This is a genomic window from Pseudomonas sp. ATCC PTA-122608 (assembly GCF_001952855.1).
GTDB lineage: Bacteria > Pseudomonadota > Gammaproteobacteria > Pseudomonadales > Pseudomonadaceae > Aquipseudomonas.
In genome coordinates, this window is sequence record NZ_LPNO01000002.1 from 181920 (window position 1) to 200045 (window position 18126).

The following is an 18126-nucleotide window of genomic DNA, read 5'->3' on the forward strand; positions in this document are numbered from 1 at the left end:
GCAACCGCAGACATCCCTGTCGCAAAGGCTAACGCTTGCCAGGGGCCATGAATTCCGGCCCTACCGGATCTTTTATCGTGCTGGCGAGAATACGGTCGATATGTTGCAAGTCGTCGGCGCTCAGTTGCCAGCCGAATGCGTCCTCGATGCCTTTCAGTTGCTCCGGGCGCCGGGCGCCCCACAGCGCAATCGTCGGGCCCTGGTCCAGCACCCAGCGTAATGCCAGGGCCAGCACCGACTTGCCGTGGCATTCGCGGGCGTACACGTCCAATGCCGCCACCGCTGCCAGGTATTGCTCAAAGCGCGGCGCCTTGAATTTCGGGTCGAGCTTGCGCACATCGTCACCGTTAAAGCGCGTGGCGGCGTGCATGCTGCCGGTCAGCAGGCCCCGGCACAGCGAACCGTAGGCCAATACCACCAAGGCGTTTTGCTTGGCGTAGGGCAGGATGTCGCTGTCGATCGCCCGCTCGAACAGGTTATAGGGTGGCTGCACCGTATCCAGGTGAGTGTACTGACGGAAATCGTCCATTTGCGCGGGTGAATAATTGCTTACGCCCACCGCGAGGATCTTGCCTTCGCGGCGCAGTTTTTCCAGCTCACAAGCCGTCTCTTCCTGGGCCACCAGCGGGTCAGGCCAGTGAATCTGGTAGAGGTCGATGTAGTCGGTTTCCAGGCGCAGCAGCGAGTCTTCGATTTCCTTGCGGATGCGTTGGGCCGTGGCGTTGCGGCGCACGGTGCCGTCGTCCCATTGCAGCCCGGCCTTGGTGGCGATCACGGCGTTATGGCGCACACCGTGCAGGGCGCGGCCGATCAGTTCTTCAGACAGCCCGAGGCCGTAGACCGGCGCGCTGTCGATAAAGTTGATGCCGCTGTCCAGCGCATGGCGAATGGTCTTGATCGAGACCTCATTATCGGCACCGCCCCACATCGAGCCGCCCATGGACCAAGTGCCCAGGGCAATCCGCGAGACGGCCTTGTCGATGCCCGGGATCTTGATGGTTTCGATACTCATGAAAAAAGCCTCCGCCAGAAACAATCAGTAAAAAAACGATTACTCTAGATCATCCGAGGTTGAATCGGGCTCAACGGCGCGTGCAACCCAAACCCCACAAAAGGTGCTTGATATGGCTGCGTTCAACCGTTCCGAATTGGCCGACCTGAATGTGTTCATGGCGATCATCCGCCGCCGCAGTTTCCGGCATGCCGCTCATGAACTGGGCGTCACCACTTCGGCCTTGAGCCACGCCATGCGCAACCTGGAAACCCGCCTGGGGGTCAAGTTGCTCTACCGCACCAGCCGTGCGGTGGAGCCCACCGACGCGGGCGTGGTGCTCGCGGAAAAACTCAGTGCCGGCTTCGCGACGATTCAGGACGGCCTCGATACCCTTGAACTGTACCGCGAGGCGCCGATTGGCCGGCTGCGCCTGAACGTGCCCCGGGATGCGGCGGTGTTGCTTGTCTCGCCAATCCTGGGTGAGTTCACCCGCGCTTACCCGCAATTGCGCCTGGACGTGATGATTGATGACCGCATGCTCGACATCGTTGCAGAAGGCTACGACGCGGGTATCCGCTATGGCGCCACGGTGCCCCAGGACATGGTGGCCGTGCCGCTGACGGGCGAGCTGCGCTGGATCATGGTCGCTTCCCCCGCGTATCTCAAGCAGGCCGGAACGCCTTCGGTACCCAAGGACTTGCTCGCGCACTCCTGCGTGCGCATGTACCTGGGCGACAAGACCACCTACAAGTGGGAGCTGGGCAACGGCACTCGCCAGCAGCGCCTCGACGTGCCTGGCCACTTCAGTGCGGCTGACACCCAGACCATCGTCGACGCAGCGCTGCAAGGCGTGGGCATCGCCTACTGCCTGGAGAATCGCGTGCTGTCGGAACTGGCAGACGGCCGCCTGGTACAGGTGTTGCCCGATTGGGTCTGCATCGGCGCGCCGCTGTGCATGTACTACCCCAGCCGGCGCCAGTCGCAGCCGGGGTTACGGCAATTGATCGACATGATCCGCCTGAAAACCACCGGCTCGCCGTGGCTGGAATCACATTGAACCTGTGCCTGGCCGTGGTCCTCAAACCGGGATAGACCACGGCCTGGTGCACCCGCAATGACTTTTATTTTATGGATGGCCGTACTCGGCGCAGTGTTGCTCATCCTCGCCCTCACCTCCTCCTACCTGCGCTGGATGCCCGTCACCACCTCGGCTGTCTGCCTGCTGCTGGGTATCTGCATTGGCCCGCTGGGCATGGACCTGCTGCACCTGGACATCAAGGGCTCAGCCCGTTGGATGGAACACCTGACGGAAGTCGCGGTGCTGTTTTCGCTGTTTGTCAGCGGGCTGAAGCTGCGCCTGCCACTGAAGCACCGAACCTGGCGCATTGCGTTTGGCATGGCCGGGCCGGTGATGCTCTTGACCATCCTCGGCACGTGCCTGGTGCTGCATTGGCTGCTGGATTTGTCGTGGGGCGTTTCGCTGTTGGTGGGGGCGATTCTGGCACCGACCGACCCGGTGCTCGCGGGCTTGGTTCAGGTGAATAACGCTCAGGACTATGACTCGCTGCGTTTCGGCCTTTCAGGCGAGGCAGGACTGAACGACGGCACGGCCTTCCCGTTCGTGATCTTTGCGCTGATCTTCATGCAGCACGGCGGCTTCGACGGTGACTGGCTGGGCGGCTGGGTCCTGAAAAACCTGCTCTGGGCCGTACCTGCCGGGCTGCTTGTGGGGTACTGGATGGGACGGGGCATCGGTCGCATCACCCTGAAGATGCGGATCACCAATGCCGACAGCACCCTGTCTCCCAATGACTACCTGACGCTGGCCCTGATCGCCCTGGCCTACGTGGTGGCTGAAGCCATCGGCGGCTATGGTTTTCTGTCGGTGTTTGCCGCCGGCCTCGGGCTGCGCCAGGCCGAGTTCAAGTCCACCGGCAACTCACAAACTCCGGCTGAACATTTGGCGCAACCGGTGGTTGGCCACATGGAAGTGGAGCCGGAGCATGCGTTGCACGGTGACGTCGGGCAACTCCAAGACACGCAGATCGCCGCCGGGGTAATGATGGGCGACATGCTCGCCTTTGGCGGCCTGGTGGAGCGTTCGATGGAAGTCTTCCTGGTGACCCTGCTGGGCGTGGTGCTGGTCAGCCATTGGGACTGGCGGGCACTGGCGGKGGGCGCGTTGCTGTTTTGCGTGATCCGACCCCTCAGCGTGCTGTCGATACCCTGGGGCACCTTGCTGAATCGCCATCAGCGCGGGTTGGTAGGCTGGTTCGGAATTCGCGGGATCGGCAGCATCTACTACCTGTTCTATGCCATCAACCATGGACTGGTGGGCACCAGCAGTGCGGTGGCGGTGAACCTGACGCTGTCAGTCATTGCCCTGAGCATCGTCGTTCATGGTCTCAGCACCCAGCCGATGCTGGCGTGGTATGAACGACGTGCCCAGGCACAACAATGACGTCTACTCCTGATTTTCGGTGTTGTCGACGTCGGCGGCATCATCCAGGTCGTTAAGCGGTACTTCGGCATCATCCATCAATGAACCCGGGTCTTCATTGCCCGGGTCATTGAGTTCATCGTCTTCGTCTATTTCAACTGACATGACCGTCTCCTCTAACCGCCTTGGGTATCGATATCGGCATCGGTTTCAGGCTTGGGCTCGCGCTCGGGCTTGAAGTCAGGACTGTAGTCGTTTTCCTTGGCCTTTGGGTCGCTGGCAGGCTTCGGGTCTTTCGGCGCGTCGGCTGCGGTGCCTGGGGCCGGTTCGCCACCGTCGATGGCGGGATCGTTACGGTTGCTGGTTTGCGGGTCGTTGTCTGTGCTCATGGCTCACCTCTGTTGGAAAACGCAGACTGCGTAAAGCTAAGGTCCTGTGCGGGTGGGTGAAGTTCCAATTGCTTATGAGCCGGGATTGTCCACCTGGATATAGAACGCATAGGCCCCCAGGATCACCCAGAACACCATGAACAGCCACGGCGCCCGCATCGAGAACAACAGCGACTTGCGATAGCCCTTGTGGGACGACTCCATCTCGGAAAACAGCGGCGACTCATCATAGGCCATGCCCATCACCGGCTCGCTGCGCAGCAGTTCGCTCTGCTTGTAGTGCCAGTGATCAATGATGTCGTAGGCCGCCCGAATACCCGGCCAGGCGTTCAGGGAGCTGAGGATGCCCAGCAGCGCGAGGAACACCGGCACCACCAAGGTGAACAGCTTGCCCCATTCCGGGTTGAGGTTGCCCATGCCGGAAACGAAGGCGATCACCAGGAACGACTGCGCCGTGAGGTAGGCGTCGGTACGGTTGGCCAGGATGCTGGTTTCGTACTGGATCTCGCGCCGGTAGAAATCGAGACGGTCCTTGGGCGAACCGAAAATCTTCGCGTTGTGTTCGCTGTGGTCCGTCAGGCTCGATTCCGGGGTGTCGGGTGAAATGATTCTGGGCACATCCGTGCTCCGTGCTGGACTGAGACCCTTTAGAAGAATCAGGCCGGCGCGAAGTTCAAGTTTGTTCATGCGCCAATTTGGAGCACGCCCCGCCCCCTGTAGGAGCGAGCTTGCTCGCGAAGGGCGTCAACGATACCGCCGGCATCCTGACTGAATGGGGTGTTCTCAGGTTTTTCGCGAGCAAGCTCGCTCCTACAGGGGTTTCGGCACAGGCATTGCTTTATGCATTCATCTGCCCAAATCCAGGAGCAATCGTTACCCCCCGACCCAGAGCCCACCCCAAAAGAAAGTAAGGACCAGGTCTGCTGGCACCATCAGCCACGGGCTCATAAAAAAATGCGTTTTTTAAAGCGGCAGTGCCACCGCCCAGCAGTTTCCCGGGGCACTGACAAGGTACTGGAATGGCTCGATCTTTCTTTGATGAAATGAATGACGCACAAGGCGTTTGCCGTGCGCACTATCAGGAATTCTCCCGCTGGCTGGCCAATACGCCGCCAGAACTGCTGGCCCAGCGCCGCCGTGAAGCCGATCTGCTGTTTCACCGCGCCGGGATCACCTTCACCCTCTATGGCGACGAGCAAGACACCGAGCGCCTGATCCCCTTCGACATCATTCCCCGCAGCATTCCCGCCAGTGAGTGGAGCGTCATTGAACGCGGCTGTATCCAGCGGGTGAATGCGCTGAACATGTTCCTCGCCGATATCTACCATGACCAGCGCATCATCAAGGCCGGGATCATTCCCGCCGAGCAAGTCCTCGGCAACGAGGGTTACCAGAAAGCCATGGTCGGCCTCGACCTGCACCGCGATATCTACTCGCACATCTCCGGGGTCGACCTGGTGCGCGATGGCGACGGCACCTACTACGTGCTTGAAGACAACCTGCGCACTCCCAGCGGTGTGAGCTACATGCTCGAAGACCGCAAGATGATGATGCGCCTGTTCCCGGAGGTGTTCGCCAAGCAACGCATCGCTCCGGTGGACCACTACCCCAACCTGCTGCTCAAGACCCTGAAAAGCGCCAGCCGCCTGGACAACCCCAACGTGGTGGTGCTGACGCCAGGCCGCTTTAACAGCGCGTTTTTTGAACATGCGTTCCTGGCCCGGGAAATGGGCGTGGAACTGGTGGAAGGCGCCGACCTGTTCGTGCATGACCTCAAGGTATTCATGCGCACCACCGATGGGCCCAAGGCCGTTGATGTGATCTACCGTCGTATCGACGACGCCTTCCTCGACCCGCAAGCCTTCAACCCCGACTCGATGCTCGGCGTGCCTGGCCTGGTCGCGGCCTACTGCGCGGGCAACGTAGTCCTGGCGAATGCCATCGGCACCGGCGTGGCGGATGACAAGTCGATCTACCCGTATGTGCCGGAAATGATCCGGTTCTACCTGGATGAAGAGCCGATCCTGCAAAACGTGCCGACCTTCCAGTGCCGCAAGCCGGATGAACTGTCCCACGTGCTGGCCCACCTGCCGGAACTGGTGGTCAAGGAAACCCAGGGTTCCGGCGGCTACGGCATGCTGGTGGGCCCCGCTTCCAGCGCGGCCGAGATCGAGGACTTCCGCCAGCGCATCAAGGCCCGGCCCCACGCCTACATCGCCCAACCGACCCTGAGCCTGTCCACCTGCCCGACCTTTGTCGAAAACGGCATCGCGCCGCGACATATCGACCTGCGGCCCTTCGTGCTCTCGGGCAAGGAAACCCGGCTGGTGCCCGGTGGCTTGACCCGCGTGGCACTGCGCGAAGGCTCATTGATCGTCAACTCGTCGCAAGGCGGCGGAACCAAGGACACCTGGGTGGTGGAGGGCTGAATATGCTGAGTAGAACCGCCGCAGATCTGTATTGGATGTCCCGTTACCTGGAGCGTGCCGAGAACCTGGCCCGCATGCTCGAAGTCAGTTATTCACTGTCGTTGATGCCCCAGGCCGGGCGCAGTGACGGGCTCGACGAGTTGGCCATGTCGCTGCTCAGCAGCGGCACCCTGGAAAGCTACCTCGAGCGCCATAAGCAGTTGGACGCCGAGCGCATGTTGCACTTCTTTGCCCTCGACGAAGAAAACCCGGCCAGCATCTACAACTGCCTGCGGGCTGCGCGGGGGAATGCCCATGCCGTACGCGGACGGATCACCGCCGACATGTGGGAAAACCTCAACGCCACCTGGCTGGAGATGCGCAGCATTGCCGCCGGCGGCCTGGCGCGCCATGGCATCAGCCACTTTTGCGACTGGGTGAAGCAGCGTTCGCACCTGTTTCGTGGGGCGACCTCCGGGACGATCATGCGTAATGACGCGTATCGGTTTATCCGGCTCGGCACCTTTGTCGAGCGGGCGGATAACACCTTGCGCCTGCTGGATGCGCGGTACGAGATGTTTGGCGAAGAGTCCGAAGAGGTCAGCGACCTGTCGGCGCGCGGCTATTACCAGTGGAGCGCGCTGCTGCGGGCGTTGTCGTCGTTCGAGGCGTATACCGAGCTGTACCCGAATGCGTTGAACGCGCGGTCGGTGTCGGAGTTATTGCTGTTGCGCAGCGATGTGCCGCGCTCGTTGCATGCGTGTATTGAAGAATTGAGCCATATCCTGGCGGACTTGCCGGGAAGTTATGGGCGTACGGCCCAGCGTTTGGCGGCCGAGTTTGAGGCGCGACTGAGGTATACCGGGATTGATGAGATTCTGGAGGACGGGTTGCACAGCCGCCTGACGGAATTTATCGATACCGTGCGGGAGTTGGCGCGGGCGATTCATAGCTCGTACCTGGAAGTCGTCTGATGTGCGACTCAATCATATAACTGTCATTTTGGATCATTGATCCGGCCTTGGTGCCGCTCTTATGTTGGTGGGGTGCAACGCCCCGCCAATCATAAGAACAGGTGCAGATGATGTCCGACGAATTGAAGTTATCTCCGCAAGCTGCCCACAGCCTCAAGCGCTGGCACGCCATGCTCGTTGCCGGTGACCTCAAGGCCCTTCCCGAATTGCTGGCCCCCGACGCGGTATTCCGCTCGCCCATGGCCCACACGCCCTACCCCGGCGCGCCTGTGGTGTCGATGATCCTCAACACCGTGTTCAATGTATTTGAAGACTTCACCTATCACCGTGAGCTGGCGACCGCCGACGGCCAAAGCGTGGTGCTGGAATTCAGCGCGCGGGTAGGTGACAAACAGCTCAAGGGCATCGACTTGATACTCTTTAACGAACAAGGGCAGATCATCGAGTTTGAAGTGATGATCCGCCCCTTGAGCGGGTTGCAAGCCCTGGGTGAGGAAATGGGCCGACGCCTGGCGCCCTACCTGGCGAAACTGTAGGAGCGAGCTTGCTCGCGAAAAATCCGCAGGCGCCGCTCCCATCCAGACAGCAAGCGTTATCGTTAACGACCTTCGCGAGCAAGCTCGCTCCTACTGTTTTTTTACCAGCACCGGTTCTGCGCGGTATTGTTCGGGGAACAGTTTTTTCAACTGTGCCACCTTGGGCAGGTCGTTGATCACGATGTACGGGTAGGACGGGTTTTCCGTCAGGAAATCCTGATGATAAGACTCCGCCGGGTAGAAGGCCTTGCCCGCTTCGATCTGGGTCACGATGGGCTTGTCGAAGGCCTTGGCGGCGTCGAGTTGGGCGATGTAGGCCTGGGCGACTTTTTGCTGTTCGGCGTTCTGGGCAAAGATCGCCGAGCGGTACTGGGTGCCGCTGTCCGGGCCCTGGCGGTTGAGTTCCGTGGGGTTGTGGGCCACCGAGAAGTAGATCTGCAGCAGCTTGCCGTAGCTGACCTTGCTCGGGTCGTAGGTCACAGAGACGGATTCCGCGTGGCCGGTATCGCCGCCGCTGACGCTGTCGTATTGGGCGGTGCTGGCCGCGCCGCCGTCATAGCCGGAGACGGCGTTTTTCACCCCTTGCACGTGCTGGAACACGCCCTGCACACCCCAGAAGCAGCCGCCGGCGAAGACTGCGGTTTGCAGGTTGTTGGAGTCTGCGGGCAGGTCCATGGCCGGTGGCGCAATCACCACCGCGTCGTCGGACGGGCCGAAGGAGAATGCCGAGCTGTGGCCAACAAAGGCGGCGAATGCCAGGGCCGGTAAGTACTTAAGCAGTTTCATCTCATTCACTCCGAAACATCAGAATAAACACGGTCAATTGTGGGAGCTGGCTTGCCTGCGATGGCGGTGGTGAATTCAACAACGCTATCGCAGGCAAGCCAGCTCCCGCATTGATCGGGTTAACCATTCAAAATTTCGCTATGGGTTAGCCGAACGTGAAGGCGTAGGCCGCCACTTGCGGATCAAGAAACTCAATGGTGAAGGTCCGGTCCTTGACCGCGCCCGGCTGACGCACAAGCTGGTACAAGCGCTGTTCGGTCACCGTGCCACTGCCATCCGGTGCGATGTCGGTACCGTGGGCATCCCCCGGCGCCTGGCCGTCAATAGTCACTTTGAAGCGCACCGGCTTGCCGTCGGCGCCAGGGCCCAGCACCAGATGCAGGTCACGGGCATGGAAGCGGTAGACGATCTTGCCGTTGGCCGCCGCGAGGGTGGCTTGCTGGCCGCCGACGTTCCATTGGCCTTCGAGAGTCCAGTTATTCAGCGCGAGATTGCCGGCTACCGGGTAGTGGGCGACCTTGTCGGTAGCCAATGTGCCCGTTGAGACAAAATGCTCGGCACGCTGGAAGCCCAGGTAGGTTTCCGGCGATTGCACTTCGTTCATGTCCGGTGCGGCCTGGATGCCCTTGGCGTCGGCTTCGATCAAGCCGCCTGCGACCTTGGTGGCGCCGGCTTCACGCAGCAGTTGCTGGATAACCCGCTCGGACTCGGCGTAATCACCCTCGCCAAAATGGTGGTAGCGAATCTGGCCCTTGGCATCGGCAAAGTAGTGCGCCGGCCAGTACTGGTTGTTGAAGGCGCGCCAGATCTTGTAGTTGTTGTCGATGACCACCGGGTAGGTGATGCCCAAGTCCTTCATGGCCTTGGTGACGTTGTTCACATCGCGCTCGAAGGCGAATTCCGGGGCGTGCACACCGATCACCACCAGGCCCTGGTCGCGGTACTTCTCGGCCCAGGCCTTGACGTACGGCAAGGTGCGCAGGCAGTTGATGCAGGAGTAGGTCCAGAAATCCACCAGCACCACCTTGCCCTTCAACGCCTCGGCGGTCAGTGGCTCGGAGTTGAGCCATTGCACGGCGCCGTCCAGCGCCGGCAACTGGCCTTCCACCGGCAGCGTGTCGCTGTGGTTGGCAGCCATCATCGCGCCGCCGGCCATCATCGTTCCGCTCTTCTGTTCAGGCTTGGCGCTGAGTTTTTCCACCAGGCTTTGCTCCAGGCCACCGGTCGACGCCGTCGACAAGCGTGCAAGGATGCCAGTGTCCAGGCCCAGGGCAATCGCCGCCACACCCGCCAGCATCAACGCACCCAGGCCACGGCGCAGCCATTCACCGGCGCCCAGCGAACGCTTCATGAAGCCAAAGACTTTACCGCCGACCAGCAGCGCCAAGGCCAGGGAGGTGGCAGCGCCTGCCGCGTAGGCCAGCAAGAGCAAGGTAGTGCCGATACTGGCGCCTTGCAGCGCGGCGCCCGTCAGCACCAACCCCAGGATGGGCCCGGCGCACGGCGCCCACAGCAGCCCGGTGGCCACGCCGATCAGGAACGAAGCGCCCGGCCGTGGCCGCGAATCGGCCCCGGCGGCTTCCGACAGGCGACTGCCCGCCGCCACCAGTGGCCGGGTCAGTCGTTCCGACAGACTTGGCAGCAGCAAGGTCAGCCCGAATAGCGCAACAAACAGCAACGCGAGCCAGCGACCGTACTGATTGACTTGCACCACCCAACCGCCGCCCACCGCCGCGAGCGAGGCGACCAGGGCGAACGTCATCGCCATCCCCAGCAGCAGCGGCAAGCCACTGCGCAAAAACGGCTGCCCGGTGCGAGCGAAGACAAAAGGCAGAACCGGCAGGATGCACGGGCTGACAATCGTCAGCACGCCGCCCAGGTACGCGAGAACCAAAAGCCACATGGGGTATTCCTTTATAAGAAGACATCGAATTAAGCCGCGGTGAACGTCATGGCTGCGCCGTTCATGCAATAGCGCAGGCCGGTGGGAGCCGGGCCGTCATCGAACACATGGCCCTGATGACCGCCGCAGCGCCGGCAATGGATTTCCTTGCGTTCCACACCGAAGGAAGTGTCGACGTGGCTGGCCACAGCGTTTTCCAGGGGTTGCCAGAAACTCGGCCAGCCGGTGTGGCTTTCAAATTTGGTGGTTGAGGCATACAGCGGCAATGCACAACCGGCGCAGGCGAAAATGCCGTTGCGGTGTTCACTGTTGAGGGCACTGCTGTAGGGGCGTTCGGTGCCCTGCTCCCGCAGGATCGCGTATTGCTCGGCGGTCAGCAGGGTGCGCCATTCGGCGTCGGTGTGGCTGACGTCGAAGTGTTCGGCGGCTTCGGCTTCGGCGATCAGGGCGGGCCCGGCGTTGATTTTTTGCAGCAGGCCACCGGCGATTACCGCAAGCCCGAGGCCGCCGCCGGCCAGCAGCATTTGTCGACGCGTATACATGACTTTCTCCTCACACGAGTGCTGATGGCTGGCGAACCCCCTATGGCTGACAAACAGTCTGTGGCGAGGGAGCKTGCTCCCGCTGGAGTGCGCAGCGCTCCCGGTTTTTTAGGGCCGCTTCGCGACCCAGCGGGAGCAAGCTCCCTCGCCACAATGGGGTTGCGTGCTTTTTTGCCATTGCGATGTGTGAAGGTTAGGCCCCGGCTGGTCGCGGAATCCTCACGCAGAGTTAAACAATTCGTGATAACTACACTGTTGCAAAACCCGCACAATGCGCGAATCACGAGAAAAGGTTTTGCCAATGGATCAGCCCAAACGTGTCCTGGTGGTCGAGGACGATGCGCACATTGCCGATTTGATCTGCCTGCACCTGCGGGACGAGCAGTTCGAGGTGGTGCACAGCGCCGACGGTAACGAGGCCGTGCAACTGCTGGAGCAAGGCGGTTGGGATGCGTTGATCCTCGACCTGATGCTGCCCGGTGTCGACGGCCTGGAGATCTGCCGCCGCGCCCGTGCCATGACGCGCTACACGCCGATCATCATCACCAGCGCCCGCTCCAGTGAATTGCACCGCATCCTTGGCCTGGAGCTGGGGGCCGACGACTACCTGTCCAAACCGTTCTCGATGCCCGAACTGGTGGCACGGGTCAAAGCCTTGCTGCGCCGGGTAGATGCCATGGCCCGCAACCTCAAGATGGACGCCGGCAGCCTCGACCTCGGCCAGTTGTTCATCAACCCCCTGACCCGCGAAGCCACCCTGCAAAGCCAGCGCCTGGACCTCACGCCACGGGAGTTCGACCTGCTGTATTTCTTCGCGCGCCAGCCGGGCAAAGTGTTCTCGCGCATGGACCTGCTCAATGCCGTGTGGGGCTACAGCCACGAGGGCTACGAACACACGGTCAACACCCATATCAACCGCCTGCGGGCCAAGGTCGAGACCGACCCGGCCAACCCGGCGCGCATCCTCACGGTGTGGGGCCGTGGCTACAAGTTCGCCGAGCAAGCGTCATGAAACTGACCCTCACACAGCGCCTGTCGCTGGTGTTTGCGTTGTTGCTGCTGATTTGCAGCGGCACCTCGGCCTGGTTGCAAGTGCGCTCCAACCACATGCACGAACTGGAGGTGGTACAAGGCCTGTCCCGCGACCTAGCGGCACACATCGCCCGCGACACCCAATTGATGGACGCCGACGGCCTCAAGCCCGATGCAGTGCGCAACCTGTTCAGCCAGTTGATGCTGGTGAACCCGAGTGTCGAGGTGTACCTGCTGGACATCAATGGCCGAGTGGTGGGCAATGCCGCGCCCAGCGGGCACTTGCGCCGTGACCAGGTGAACCTGGAACCGATCCGCCGATTCCTCAGCGGCGCCCGGTTGCCGATCGTGGGCGATGACCCGCGCAGCGTCGACGGGCTCAAGGTCTTCAGCGCCGCGCCGCTCAAGGTCAATGGCCAGCAAACCGGCTACCTGTACGTGGTGCTGCTGGGCGAGGCCCACGACCTGTTCGACGCCCAGGACGCCACCAGCGTGGCCCTGAATATCGCGCTGTGGTCCATCGCCCTGGTAGCGCTCCTGTGTCTGCTGGCCGGGTTGACCGCCTTCGCCTGGATCACCCGGCCCCTGCGCCTGCTGACCGAGAAAGTCGGCCAGTTCGACATCAACGGCGCGCCAAAAGTCGAGCAGCCCGTGGCCACTGCCCCGTCGAGCCAGGACGAAATTGCCGTGCTCGACCAGGCCTTCAACCAGATGGAAAACCGCCTTGGCGAACAATGGCGCGCCCTCACCCACCAGGACCAGGAACGTCGCGAGATGGTCGCCAACATCTCCCACGACCTGCGCACACCGCTGGCTTCGCTGCATGGCTACCTGGAAACCCTGTCGCTGAAAGATGCGAGCCTGAGCCCGGAAGACCGCCGACGTTACCTGGGCATTGCACTGGACCAGAGCCGTAAAGTTGGCGGCCTGGCGCAATCGCTGCTGGAACTGGTGCGCCTGGAGCACGGGTTTGTGCAGCCGGTGATCGAAGGGTTTTCCCTGCCGGATTTGGTGCAAGACATCTTTCAGAAATTCGAACTGACGGCTGAGGCGCGCGGCATCACCTTGAGTGCCAGCTTGCCACCGCAGGTACCGACGGTGTTTGCGGATCTGGGGTTGATTGAGCGGGTGCTGACCAACCTGCTGGATAACGCGTTGCGGCATACGCCGGTTAAGGGGGATATCGAAGTGACACTAATTCCCAAAGGAGACGGTGTTGAAGTCACCATCAGCGACAGCGGGCCGGGGATTGATGCGGAATTGCGCGAAGGTTTGTTTTTGCGGGCATTTACAATTGGTGGTGCCCGCCGTGATGGCGGGCTAGGGCTGCGGATTGTGCATCGGATATTACAGTTGCACGGACGCGACATTCGGTTGGTGGATGTGGCTGGGCGTGGGGCGACGTTTAGGTTTTCTCTTTCACGCCAAAGTTAAAGCGGCCTGGACCAGGCCGCTTTTCACTTACGTCACAAAGGAGTTAAACACCATGCGGGTAAATATTGATCTCGAGCCATACCGAAATAAAACTGACCTCTGTGCAGGAACGCAAAGTGCTCAGGCAACCAGCCAATAGAGCATAACCAATAAAAGTGCTCTCGAAACGGAAGTGGCTGATAAACGCGTCCAACATCATAGCCAACCGTATAAAAAATAGCATCATATATGGAAGTCCCTCCTATTGATTCCATCCATTCGATCGACTCGGGGGCGGTCATCAGTGTTTCATTAATATTTAAACGCCATACGTTACTCACCTCCACCGAGTACGTTAGTTCAGCCGCATTACTATCACTTACCGTCACAATAACCGACCCATTTCTATTACCCGTTACTTTTCCTGTCACGGAGTCGACAGACGCAATAAAAGTATCGCTTGATGAATACTGATAAGGCGGCACTCCCCCGCTGGCAGTACGTGTTCGTGTGTTGTTAATAGAGTCCTCCCCTGTTTTCGGCCAATCAGGCACTTTCAGCGAGAAACCATTCAAGTGCATTTGCGTTTGCTCGATGACCAACTCAGTCCCTGCCACCTGCACTTCCAGACGCAGCGACTCCTGGGGGAGTTCATTTGGCCTGGTGAGGACGTAATACACCTGTGTGAGGTAGCCATCAAACCGCCGTAGCTCAGCGGTGTACACCGTGAAGAGCATATCCCCGTCGCCAGTGGGCGGGATATCGTTGACCTGGCGCCCCAACCGATGTTCGATCGTTCCATCAGGCCCGCCCGCCAGAAACACCACTTCAAGCAACGCCTCGTCCGGCCAGCTTTCCTGAAACGGAAAACGCACAGTAGCTTCCGCCAAGTACGGGTCGAGTTGCTCGTCAATGGCTTCATCAATCGTGGGCGCCGGCCATTTGACAGACTCCCCCTTAACCTCCAAGTGCAAATTATCCGAACGCTTGTCCGGCACCCCTGCGCCTTGCAGCAGGTAGTGCACAACAACCGTTCCCTGGGCAATGGCCGCGACCAGCGCATGGGGAATATCGAAATCATAGGTCCGGTTGGAACCTGCCACGATCGTGATGCTGGGGGTATGTGGAACCGAGACGCCATCACGGTCTGTACCGGCCCAGATCAGGGTTAGCACGCTATAAGCAGAGGCGTTGGCGCGGCCCACATGGGTTGAAATGATGACGTCCCGACCTCCCAGTTGCTCCAGGTCGATCTCCCGTTCAGTAACGGGAAACTTAACCCAGGGAGGGTCAAGCCGGTCACTGTCGGCATGCACATCCACCCATTGCGCCGCCGACCAGCGCGCCCATTCGTCCGGGTAGTTTCCGGTAGGCCCCATGACTTGGAAGGCCACAGGTAGCACATCGCTGTTGCCGGCGAGGGCAATGGTTGTAGGGTCAACAATGATCCGAATGTCGTTGCCTACTTCGTCTGGCTGAACCCAACGCGTAATGATCTGGGAGCCCCAGGCAAGCGTGATGCGGTCGTAGGCCGCCATGTTCTCCCAATACCGGAAAGTAGCAATAACGCCTTGCGTGGCACGTGTTTCGTCAATCCCGTCCAGCAGCACATCGGGTGGCAGTTCAAATACCAGCCCCTGATGGCCCGGCACCTTATCGTCAGGATCGCGCCCACCGGGGCGTTGCAGGTTCACCCGAACCCGCAACGGCAAGGTCTCGGAAAGATTGCCGCCGTCACGGATCACCCTGGCGAACACAGGGTCGGCCCAGAACTCTTGAATACGGTCCTGGGTGACGGTAAACGGGATGCGTGTCAGCCCAGCGTCCCCCTCCCCCAGAAAATTGAACGCTGCTGGCTGGGTGAGACTGCCCCAGAAAAGCTGAAAGAAGGTGCCTGGTGGCGTGGCATCAGGACGGTCGATATACACCACCAACGGATGTTCGACGTGCCGCAAGCCGATACCGCAATCGGCGTTGTCCGCATCACCGGGAATGGGTGGCTGACTCAGCGAAATCTCAACGGGGGGTAACAGGTTGGTGGTTACGCCGGACTGGGGCATGGCAAAGGTCCTCGATGGAGCACTCGGTATGGTGACTCCAAGCAAATACCCAAATGCAGCCTTTGCCTACTGTCAGAATTAACAGGTGGCGTCGCTACCTGTTAATTCTGACAGTAGGCAAACCTGTGCTGCAGGTGTCTGATAACGCTCACGGACGCCACCGTATTCCGACGAAGCGCCAAGGCCCGATCAGGAGATACACCATGCCCAGCAAAAGCACGACAGAGAACCCCAACGCTCTCAGCGAGAAGCAACCCAAGAACCTCGACCGGCTGATTATTCCCGGTATGTCCCAAGGCGTCTCGGGTTACGACGGCGGGGTGCCCGCGTGGTTGCTGGCCAGTGGTCTGACAGTACAGGTCGATAAAAACTGGGCGGCAGTTGAAGGCGACATCATTACTGTGGCCGATATCAGTGATCCATCGAACACCAAGCCCCTGGCGATCAAAAAACTGCAGCCCGGAGAGCAGGAACAGAACCGCTATTTCCTTACACTGCATAAAGCGGACCTGCCTGACGGCGACATACAATTGGGTTACGCGGTGTACTACGGCGGCGGCAAGGAATACGACGTTTCCTCCCCACTGCATGTCTTGATCAAGACCGACATTCCCGCAGGGGACGACAGTGGCTTTCCTCCAGAAGGGCATCCTGCGCTCAAGTTCAGTTTGTCGACGTATGAAGTCTTTCCCCCGACCGCTCCCCTTGGTGTGACAGCGACCATTGAGCCTTATCCGAATATGCACGCAGACGATAAGCTCCATTTGAATTGGGGCCAGACAAGGATCACCCAACAGGTCGCAGGCATAGGGCAACCCACAGAAATCACCGTCAGCCACGAGCAGATTATCGACGCCGGTGACGGCTACGACTTGCTGGTGGATTTCTACGTCGTCGATGTGGTTGGCAACCGTTCGCATCGCCGGTCGAAGTACCTGAAAGTACTGGTAAGCCTCGATGAATCCACGCCCGACGGACCGGGCATCATTACCGATGACCCTGTCGGATATATCGACCTGGAACGGCTCGCGGGGACAGATCTGAAAACCGGGTTGTTCACGGATCGCAATACCGGCTTGGTCGGCGATATGTACGACTTCACCTTCCGCGCGTACCCGCAGTTAGGTGGGGTGATTGTGTACCGCGCTTTCGAACCCGTCGTGCAGCGAGGGGTTCCGGTGAATATCTATGTTCCTTACGGCGTTGTACGTGCCGCTGCGGGCGGGAGGATAGAGACCCGGTTTATCTTGAGGAAACTGCAAGCGCCCTTTGAAGTGCCTTCGAAGAAAACTTCGGCCCAGGTGGTGGGTTCGATCGTACGCCTCGACGCTCCCTACTTCGAAAATTACCCTGACCATGTGATAGACCCGATTCCGGATTTTGCGGTGATGGTGGTGCCCTGGTACGAATGGCGTAGGCCGGACGATGAAATCACCATAATCGTGCGTTTCGTGAAATCTTCCAACGACACTATCGTCTTCGCCGAGCCCCGAGTGGTGGGTAGTTCGTGGCCCGCCGGCTCGCCCGTCAAGCGGCTCATCTACCGCAAGGATCTTGAGCAGTTCGCGGGCTACACCCCGGAGGTCTATTACGTGTACCGGGCCTCAGGTGTTCTGGCCAGTTCAGCAGACCTGAATGAGTCCTTGCGCCAAGTCGTGCGGATCGGCTGAAGCACTCATGTCGGATTCGTCCGCTCGCGATATTCCCGGGGAGAACAGGCCATCACACGCTTGAAAGCATTGCTGAAGGCGCTGTCTGACTGATAACCCAGGGACTGGCCGATCGTGGACACGCTGTTGTCGCTGGCCTTCAAGGCCTGCACTGCCAGGTGCATGCGCCATCGGGTCAGGTATTCCTGTGGCGCCAACCCCACCCGTTGTTTGAAGTGCAAGGCAAAGGTGGAGCGGGATTGGCTCGCAAGCCCGGCCATTTCACTCAACGTCCAGCGCCGGGCTGGTGCTGCGTGAATTTCCCGCAGCACCGGCGCCAACCTTGGGTCGTTTAACGCTCCCAACCAGCCCGTGGTATGCGCGCCTATGGAAGATTGATAAAGCCGCAGGATCTGCACCAACATCATTTGCGCCAAATGCTCGGTCATCAGCGCCGCGCCCTGTAACGGACTCGCGTATTCCCTGGCCAGGCGGTCCAGGCACCAGCGCAATACCGCGGCCTGTTCGGAGTTGGCGCTCACCCGCAGCACCGGCGGCAGGCTATCCAGCAACAGTCGGGCGTCGTCCCCGTAGATAAATCGTCCGCCGATCAGGAACAGATCCACCGTGGCACCCACCGTGGCGATGCCTCCCACCGCATCGGCATACACCTCACGTGCATCGAGCCCTTCAGGGGACAGATTGCTGGACAGCCTCCACGGGCGTGCCTGGGTCAACAGGAAACAATCCCCCTCATACAAGCGTATCGGTACTGCCAGCCCTTCCACTTCCAGCCAGCAACTGCCCTCCACCACCGCGTTGAACTTGATGCCATCCGGCGCCGCAAAGTTGATGGCCCAGGTGCCTCCAGCCTTCAGGCCGGCGAAGGTCGAGCGATGGCTTTTTAACAGTGCCAGCACATCGGAAAGGGTATCCATAAAAAAGCTCCGGACGATCGCGACAGAAACACGGACTCTAGGGCATTCCGCGTCCGGGCTCC

General features: G+C 60.4%; 17 protein-coding genes. 8 read left to right on the forward strand and 9 right to left on the reverse strand.

Going from position 1 to position 18126, the window contains the following annotated elements; genetic code table 11:
• Nucleotides 1-28: 28 nt before the first annotated feature.
• Nucleotides 29-1012: an aldo/keto reductase gene (locus AU074_RS03375; RefSeq protein WP_076013490.1), complete on the reverse strand. Its 984-nt coding sequence runs from the start codon at nt 1010-1012 to the stop codon at nt 29-31.
• Nucleotides 1013-1124: 112 nt separating this feature from the next.
• Here AU074_RS03375 and AU074_RS03380 point away from each other — a divergent pair, with 112 nt between their 5' ends.
• Both AU074_RS03380 and AU074_RS03385 read left to right on the forward strand, forming a co-directional pair.
• The gene (locus AU074_RS03380; protein ID WP_076013491.1) at nt 1125-2051 is read left to right on the forward strand and encodes a LysR family transcriptional regulator; all 927 of its coding nucleotides are present in this window, start codon (nt 1125-1127) and stop codon (nt 2049-2051) included.
• Nucleotides 2052-2108: 57 nt separating this feature from the next.
• A complete protein-coding gene (locus AU074_RS03385; protein ID WP_076013492.1) occupies nt 2109-3455 on the forward strand; it encodes a sodium:proton antiporter in 1347 nt (448 codons plus the stop codon).
• A 3-nt stretch (nt 3456-3458) separates the two neighbouring features.
• On the opposite strand, the gene AU074_RS34120 is transcribed toward AU074_RS03385, so the two are convergent.
• From AU074_RS34120 to AU074_RS03395, 3 genes are all read right to left on the reverse strand, one after another.
• Entirely contained in the window at nt 3459-3599 is a 141-nt protein-coding gene (locus tag AU074_RS34120) for a hypothetical protein (protein ID WP_173860315.1), read from the reverse strand.
• Between the two features lie 11 nt (nt 3600-3610).
• Complete coding sequence (locus AU074_RS03390; RefSeq protein ID WP_076013493.1) at nt 3611-3823, reverse strand: hypothetical protein; 213 nt, start codon at nt 3821-3823, stop codon at nt 3611-3613.
• A gap of 72 nt (nt 3824-3895) precedes the next feature.
• Nucleotides 3896-4441, reverse strand: a complete 546-nt coding sequence (locus AU074_RS03395; RefSeq protein ID WP_063030302.1) for a hypothetical protein — start codon at nt 4439-4441, stop codon at nt 3896-3898.
• 401 nt (nt 4442-4842) lie between these two features.
• On the opposite strand from AU074_RS03395, the gene AU074_RS03405 reads away from it, so the two are divergent.
• From AU074_RS03405 to AU074_RS03415, 3 genes are all read left to right on the forward strand, one after another.
• The gene (locus AU074_RS03405; RefSeq protein WP_076013495.1) at nt 4843-6252 is read left to right on the forward strand and encodes a circularly permuted type 2 ATP-grasp protein; all 1410 of its coding nucleotides are present in this window, start codon (nt 4843-4845) and stop codon (nt 6250-6252) included.
• 2 nt (nt 6253-6254) lie between these two features.
• A complete protein-coding gene (locus AU074_RS03410; protein ID WP_076013496.1) occupies nt 6255-7205 on the forward strand; it encodes an alpha-E domain-containing protein in 951 nt (316 codons plus the stop codon).
• A gap of 110 nt (nt 7206-7315) precedes the next feature.
• Entirely contained in the window at nt 7316-7741 is a 426-nt protein-coding gene (locus tag AU074_RS03415) for a nuclear transport factor 2 family protein (protein ID WP_076013710.1), read from the forward strand.
• Between the two features lie 90 nt (nt 7742-7831).
• Here AU074_RS03415 and msrA read toward each other — a convergent pair whose 3' ends face one another.
• From msrA to msrB, 3 genes are all read right to left on the reverse strand, one after another.
• The gene (gene msrA / locus AU074_RS03420) at nt 7832-8527 is read right to left on the reverse strand and encodes a peptide-methionine (S)-S-oxide reductase MsrA (RefSeq protein ID WP_076013497.1); all 696 of its coding nucleotides are present in this window, start codon (nt 8525-8527) and stop codon (nt 7832-7834) included.
• Between the two features lie 145 nt (nt 8528-8672).
• Nucleotides 8673-10430 carry a cytochrome c biogenesis protein DipZ gene (locus AU074_RS03425; RefSeq protein ID WP_076013498.1) on the reverse strand — a complete coding sequence of 586 codons (1758 nt, stop codon included), beginning with the start codon at nt 10428-10430 and terminating at the stop codon, nt 8673-8675.
• Between the two features lie 29 nt (nt 10431-10459).
• Entirely contained in the window at nt 10460-10972 is a 513-nt protein-coding gene (msrB, locus tag AU074_RS03430; protein ID WP_076013499.1) for a peptide-methionine (R)-S-oxide reductase MsrB, read from the reverse strand.
• Between the two features lie 301 nt (nt 10973-11273).
• On the opposite strand from msrB, the gene AU074_RS03435 reads away from it, so the two are divergent.
• Both AU074_RS03435 and AU074_RS03440 read left to right on the forward strand, forming a co-directional pair.
• On the forward strand, nt 11274-11984 hold the full coding sequence (locus AU074_RS03435) for a response regulator transcription factor (protein ID WP_017479736.1): 711 nt from the start codon (nt 11274-11276) through the stop codon (nt 11982-11984).
• Nucleotides 11981-13438, forward strand: a complete 1458-nt coding sequence (locus AU074_RS03440; protein ID WP_076013500.1) for a sensor histidine kinase KdpD — start codon at nt 11981-11983, stop codon at nt 13436-13438. The genes AU074_RS03435 and AU074_RS03440 overlap by 4 nt, the downstream gene beginning before the upstream one ends.
• A gap of 32 nt (nt 13439-13470) precedes the next feature.
• On the opposite strand, the gene AU074_RS03445 is transcribed toward AU074_RS03440, so the two are convergent.
• Nucleotides 13471-15477, reverse strand: a complete 2007-nt coding sequence (locus AU074_RS03445) for an Ig-like domain-containing protein (RefSeq protein WP_076013501.1) — start codon at nt 15475-15477, stop codon at nt 13471-13473.
• A 203-nt stretch (nt 15478-15680) separates the two neighbouring features.
• Here AU074_RS03445 and AU074_RS03450 point away from each other — a divergent pair, with 203 nt between their 5' ends.
• Entirely contained in the window at nt 15681-17147 is a 1467-nt protein-coding gene (locus AU074_RS03450; protein WP_076013502.1) for a hypothetical protein, read from the forward strand.
• A gap of 5 nt (nt 17148-17152) precedes the next feature.
• On the opposite strand, the gene AU074_RS03455 is transcribed toward AU074_RS03450, so the two are convergent.
• The gene (locus AU074_RS03455; RefSeq protein ID WP_076013503.1) at nt 17153-18064 is read right to left on the reverse strand and encodes an AraC family transcriptional regulator; all 912 of its coding nucleotides are present in this window, start codon (nt 18062-18064) and stop codon (nt 17153-17155) included.
• Nucleotides 18065-18126: the final 62 nt, after the last annotated feature.

What these genes read in the sequence shown, in the direction of transcription:
- AU074_RS03405 (WP_076013495.1), top strand. Translation starts at nt 4,843, where the DNA reads ATGGCTCGATCTTTCTTTGATGAAATGAATGACGCACAAGGCGTTTGC.
- AU074_RS34120 (WP_173860315.1), bottom strand. Translation starts at nt 3,599, where the DNA reads ATGTCAGTTGAAATAGACGAAGACGATGAACTCAATGACCCGGGCAAT.
- AU074_RS03380 (WP_076013491.1), top strand. Translation starts at nt 1,125, where the DNA reads ATGGCTGCGTTCAACCGTTCCGAATTGGCCGACCTGAATGTGTTCATG.
- AU074_RS03435 (WP_017479736.1), top strand. Translation starts at nt 11,274, where the DNA reads ATGGATCAGCCCAAACGTGTCCTGGTGGTCGAGGACGATGCGCACATT.
- AU074_RS03440 (WP_076013500.1), top strand. Translation starts at nt 11,981, where the DNA reads ATGAAACTGACCCTCACACAGCGCCTGTCGCTGGTGTTTGCGTTGTTG.
- AU074_RS03375 (WP_076013490.1), bottom strand. Translation starts at nt 1,012, where the DNA reads ATGAGTATCGAAACCATCAAGATCCCGGGCATCGACAAGGCCGTCTCG.
- AU074_RS03450 (WP_076013502.1), top strand. Translation starts at nt 15,681, where the DNA reads ATGCCCAGCAAAAGCACGACAGAGAACCCCAACGCTCTCAGCGAGAAG.
- AU074_RS03455 (WP_076013503.1), bottom strand. Translation starts at nt 18,064, where the DNA reads ATGGATACCCTTTCCGATGTGCTGGCACTGTTAAAAAGCCATCGCTCG.
- msrB (WP_076013499.1), bottom strand. Translation starts at nt 10,972, where the DNA reads ATGTATACGCGTCGACAAATGCTGCTGGCCGGCGGCGGCCTCGGGCTT.
- AU074_RS03425 (WP_076013498.1), bottom strand. Translation starts at nt 10,430, where the DNA reads ATGTGGCTTTTGGTTCTCGCGTACCTGGGCGGCGTGCTGACGATTGTC.
- AU074_RS03415 (WP_076013710.1), top strand. Translation starts at nt 7,316, where the DNA reads ATGTCCGACGAATTGAAGTTATCTCCGCAAGCTGCCCACAGCCTCAAG.
- msrA (WP_076013497.1), bottom strand. Translation starts at nt 8,527, where the DNA reads ATGAAACTGCTTAAGTACTTACCGGCCCTGGCATTCGCCGCCTTTGTT.
- AU074_RS03390 (WP_076013493.1), bottom strand. Translation starts at nt 3,823, where the DNA reads ATGAGCACAGACAACGACCCGCAAACCAGCAACCGTAACGATCCCGCC.
- AU074_RS03410 (WP_076013496.1), top strand. Translation starts at nt 6,255, where the DNA reads ATGCTGAGTAGAACCGCCGCAGATCTGTATTGGATGTCCCGTTACCTG.
- AU074_RS03445 (WP_076013501.1), bottom strand. Translation starts at nt 15,477, where the DNA reads ATGCCCCAGTCCGGCGTAACCACCAACCTGTTACCCCCCGTTGAGATT.